Consider the following 4,445-nt stretch of genomic DNA (forward strand, 5'->3'; position numbering starts at 1 on the left):
TTCTTTTCAAATCTAAGAGATAGAAATCGGTTAATTAACTGATTTTTTATGAGTGTCATTTGTTGGTTGATTTGGTATTAGACCGGAGTTCAAAGACCGGATTCCAAAGTCCAAAGTCTATAGTCCGAAGCCCCTCCCCTACGAATGCTTTGCCCCTTAATTTCTATGACTCCTTCTTTTTTGCGATCTGGACTGGTGACGATCGTCTTTGCGGCCGCGATTCAAACTTCTGTATTGGCACAGGCTTCACCGACTTTGCCGCCTCCAACAGTGACTCGTCCAATGGGGACGCTCAATTACTTTTTGGGCCCCGGAGATGTGTTGGATATCAAGGTTTATGATTACGAAGAATATACGGGAGCGCAGGTCGTCTTACCGGATGGAAGCATTACTCTGCCTTTGATTGGGAGATTGGTCGCCAGCAACAAAACACCCGACACCCTGGCTCAAGAAATTACAGCCCGATTGCAGCCGTTACTCAAAAATCCGGTAGTGACGATCGGCATTAGTAAACTGCGGCCGATTCGCGTCAATGTAGCGGGCGAAGTGCAGCGTCCGGGCCCGATCCAACTCCAAAGTTTGGCTCCGTTGAATGCGATCGGAAGCACCAATCAAGTGTTTACTCCGACGCTCACGGAGGCACTACTCCAGGCGGGGGGGGTCAGTCGCAATGCAGACATTCGTCGCGTCATGCTCAAGCGATACAGTCCCACTGGCGATGCGGCTCCGATCGTCGTGAATTTGTGGGAAGCGCTGCGATCGGAGAATGCTCAGACGGATCAAGTTTTGATGGATGGAGACACGATTTTTGTGCCCAAGGCGGAGGGTGACAATCCTATTGATCGTCGCATTGCAGCGCGGGCGGTGTTTTCTCCTAAGACGGTGCGCGTGCGGGTTGTCGGTGAGGTCAAAAAACCGGGAGAAGTAGAGGTGCCGCCAGAGGGTACGTTGTCTAGCGCAGTCGCGATCGCGGGCGGCCCAACCGAAAAAGCCAGACTAGGTAAGGTGACGTTTGTGCGGATGAATGAAAACGGTAAGGTCGATCGTCGCGATCTGGATCTGCGAAACTTGACCGATGATCAGCAAGTCCAGGATGGCGATGTGTTGATTGTGCACAAGAGTGTGGCTCGCGATATTTTGGATATTGGTTCACAGGTGCTAGGGCCCTTTGGGTTCTTTTTGAATCTCTTTAGATAAATTTTTTTGGATAAATTTCTCAAAAATTGACGGGTCTGGGCGGTAGGGTTGAACGCGCATTGATTTGACGATCGTGTTTAACGTCAGTCCGATGAAGTCTTTCACTACGGCTATCAATTCGAGCAGCCCCCTAAATTCCCCACGAGTTAGGGACTTTAACCGCAAATCTGGTCTGAAAATCCTTCAGGATTGGATGGTTGGGAGGTAGAAGCGCTAAACAACGAAGTGAAAAAATGTAGTCGAACTTACATTAAGTTTTAACTAAGTTAAAGTAATCATATAGACTAAACTCTATTGCAATGTTGAGTAATAGGGGTTTTAAGCTATTTCTAATCAGCTATTCTCTGCTCTAGTGATAGTGAGTGCAGCTAACTTAAGGATGCTGTAATCACCACTGAGTAGGGACTTTAGCGATTTTGGAAGAAGTGATAGCCTTTTCATAAGTGCAAAATAAAGTCAAGTGTGCAAGCTACATGTCAAGAAACACTGACTTTACATTTCGCTATTCAACAAATCTTCTTTCCATATGGCATCGCCTACATTGATCCAAGTTGGGAAGTCGATCGCTGCATTCGCATGATTAATTTCTCAGAATGTGTGCTGGCAGAGGCAATGCACGGAGCGATCGTCGCGGATGCGCTGAGAGTGCCCTGGATTCCGATTAAATCAGATGGCAGCATCCATGACTTTAAGTGGCAAGATTGGCTTTCTACGCTCAATCTTCAGCACAATCCATCCAAAATTAGTCGGTTATACATGCCGTCAAAAGACGATATTCCAAGAAACTTCAAGTTCTGGATTCACTCAAAACGTATTGAACAACAATTCAAGAAAATTATCAATCAGGGGAGTCCTATCCTCAGTCAAGAATCGACCATTGACCGCATACATCATCAACTCAACGACAGACTTGCACAACTCAAAGCAGACGCTCTAACCGGAAGTTTATAAAGACATTAGACCTTAGACATTAAATCCGGTTCCTCCCTTTTGAAGCTGCCGTGTACACACACGTCGATCGATCTGTCATTGCTGAGAGCCTTCGCCCCCTAAATCCCCCAAAAATGGGGGACTTTGAGCCGTCGTCCTGGCTTTGAACTTTGGAAGTCTTTCCCTGGTCAAAGTCCCCCAGGCTGAGGGATTTAGGGGGCTGAAGCCGCCTGAAACAAAGCGACAACGACTTGTGTGTACACGGTAGCCCTTTTGAAGGGGGTCAGGGGGATTGCCGAGTCTCTATCTCATAACCAAACCCGTCTCAAACATTCTCTCAACCTCTAGCTATTGATGTCTGGACAAGAACTTCAGATAAGAAAGCGTTTGGTATCAAAGTCCCCCGTCCAAAGTCCTTCGTCCGCAGTCCCTTTCTCAAACGATCGCGACTACAATCAGGACAAGCATTAATGAGGGTTAGCCATGTTTCTTCCTCCTGGTTTTGGCGAACGATCGGTGCTCACTCACCTGGGCAGAATGGTTTACTACACAGCGTTAGATGCTCCGTGGGGTGAATCGGATACTCAAGAGACACTTGTTTTTTTGCATGGATTTGGGGGTGGGTCTTCTGCTTATGAATGGTCAAAAGTCTATCCTGCGTTTGCGGCAAACTATCGAATTTTGGCACCCGATCTGATTGGCTGGGGGCGATCGGATCATCCCGCTAGACGCTATCAGCCCGACGACTACATCTCTACAATTATTGAATTTTTAGAAAAAACCTGCACCGCTCCTACTCGCGTGATCGCGTCTTCTTTGACCGCCGCTTATACAATTCGAGCCGCAATCCAGCGTCCTGATTTGTTTAAGTCACTAATTCTAACGACCGCTGAGGGACTCAAAGAATTTGGTAAAGACTATAGCCAGAGTTTATTTGCTCAAGTGGTGAATGTGCCGATCGTTGATCTGCTGCTGTATAAAACTGGAATTGCAACGTCTTTTGGCATTCAAACCTTTTTAGAACAGCGTCAGTTTGCCCATCCAGAGCGGGTCTTTCCAGAAATCACTGCCGCTTATCTAATGTCTGCCGAGCGCGACAATGCAGAATATGCAGCCCTGTCGTTTGTTCGGGGAGATTTGAGCTTTGACCTGTCGCAATTTATTACGCAACTCACCACACCCACGGCGATGATCTGGGGACAAAGAACCGAGTACACCAGCCCAGAAATCGGCCGTCGTCTGTCCGAAATGAATCCACAAGCCATTCGCATCTTTTATTACTTAGATGACGTAGGACTCACTCCCCAATTAGAATTGCCAGCGGTGACGATCGGCTTGATTCAAAAATTTCTACCGCTACTCGACTAACGATCGGTCGATTAAAGTTCATGTTGCTCTGTGCCCCAAACGGCAACACCGGAACTCCTGGATGACTAAACAAAAGTCCTGAAACCCCGGTTGATCGTTGACAAGGCTGGCCAATAAGAGATTTGAATCGCCAGCCAACGCTACAGGTTATTTAATCCTAAGCACTCCGATTAACACTGAGTCGTAGGGGTCGCGCTTGACGATTCATCACATACCGCTCCGCCAAAACCTTCTGATAAGCAGCTTCATAGCCGTCCGTCATGCGTTCTACACTAAAGCGTTTGGCGACGTACTGCCGACAAAACGATCGATCCAACTGCTCGACTTTTTTGACTGCATCGACGCATTCATCGATCGTGTCGCATACAAAGCCACTTTGACCGTGGGCGATCACTTCTGGCGTTGAGCCAAGATTCATCGCGATCACAGGAGTTCCCGCCGCCATCGACTCGATCATCACCAGCCCAAATGGTTCCTTCCAGGTGATCGGAAACAGGGTGGCGATCGCTCCGCCCATCAGCGCGTTTTTCTGAGTGTGATTGGCTTCGCCGAGAAACTGGATCTGGTCGCCGTCAATGTGAGGTTTGATTTCTTGCTCAAAATATTCGACATCTACTTTGTCAACTTTGCCCGCCATTTTGAGCGGCAGTCCAGCTTTTTTGGCAATGGTAATTGCGTGGTGCGGCCCTTTTTCGGGTGAAAGGCGACCCAGAAATGCCAGATAAGGCGGATCATTCGGCTGGGCGTGAAATTCGTGACGATCGACAGCGATCGCGTTGTAAACTGTCGCTACATAGTTGAGATCCAGTCCAGGTTTGCGCTGGGCGTTGGAGATGCTCACATAATTTTGATGCTTGGCGCGACGAAATAGCTTTTCGCGATCGGGCATGAATGCCCCGTGTAACGTGTGAATCGTCGGCGTTTTGACCAGATTGGCGTAGAGCAACGTC

General features: G+C 48.2%; 4 protein-coding genes. 3 read left to right on the forward strand and 1 reads right to left on the reverse strand.

Annotation, left to right across the window (positions count from 1 at the left end):
* The first annotated feature begins 165 nt into the window (after positions 1-165).
* From ACJ2PR_RS35145 to ACJ2PR_RS35155, 3 genes are all read left to right on the forward strand, one after another.
* Complete coding sequence (locus tag ACJ2PR_RS35145; protein WP_446880532.1) at positions 166-1,197, forward strand: polysaccharide biosynthesis/export family protein; 1,032 nt, start codon at positions 166-168, stop codon at positions 1,195-1,197.
* Between the two features lie 462 nt (positions 1,198-1,659).
* Positions 1,660-2,148 (forward strand): hypothetical protein, encoded by a 489-nt coding sequence (locus ACJ2PR_RS35150; RefSeq protein WP_446880533.1) that lies wholly within the window; start codon positions 1,660-1,662, stop codon positions 2,146-2,148.
* A 462-nt stretch (positions 2,149-2,610) separates the two neighbouring features.
* Positions 2,611-3,495, forward strand: a complete 885-nt coding sequence (locus ACJ2PR_RS35155) for an alpha/beta fold hydrolase (RefSeq protein ID WP_446880534.1) — start codon at positions 2,611-2,613, stop codon at positions 3,493-3,495.
* A gap of 157 nt (positions 3,496-3,652) precedes the next feature.
* Here the strand turns inward: ACJ2PR_RS35155 and ACJ2PR_RS35160 are convergent.
* Positions 3,653-4,445 (reverse strand): glycosyltransferase family 4 protein (locus tag ACJ2PR_RS35160; RefSeq protein ID WP_446880535.1); only part of this gene is annotated, 793 nt, incomplete at its 5' end.

The sequence above is a fragment of the Phormidesmis sp. 146-33 genome, from assembly GCF_052939515.1.

What these genes read in the sequence shown, in the direction of transcription:
- ACJ2PR_RS35145 (WP_446880532.1), top strand. Translation starts at nt 166, where the DNA reads ATGACTCCTTCTTTTTTGCGATCTGGACTGGTGACGATCGTCTTTGCG.
- ACJ2PR_RS35155 (WP_446880534.1), top strand. Translation starts at nt 2,611, where the DNA reads ATGTTTCTTCCTCCTGGTTTTGGCGAACGATCGGTGCTCACTCACCTG.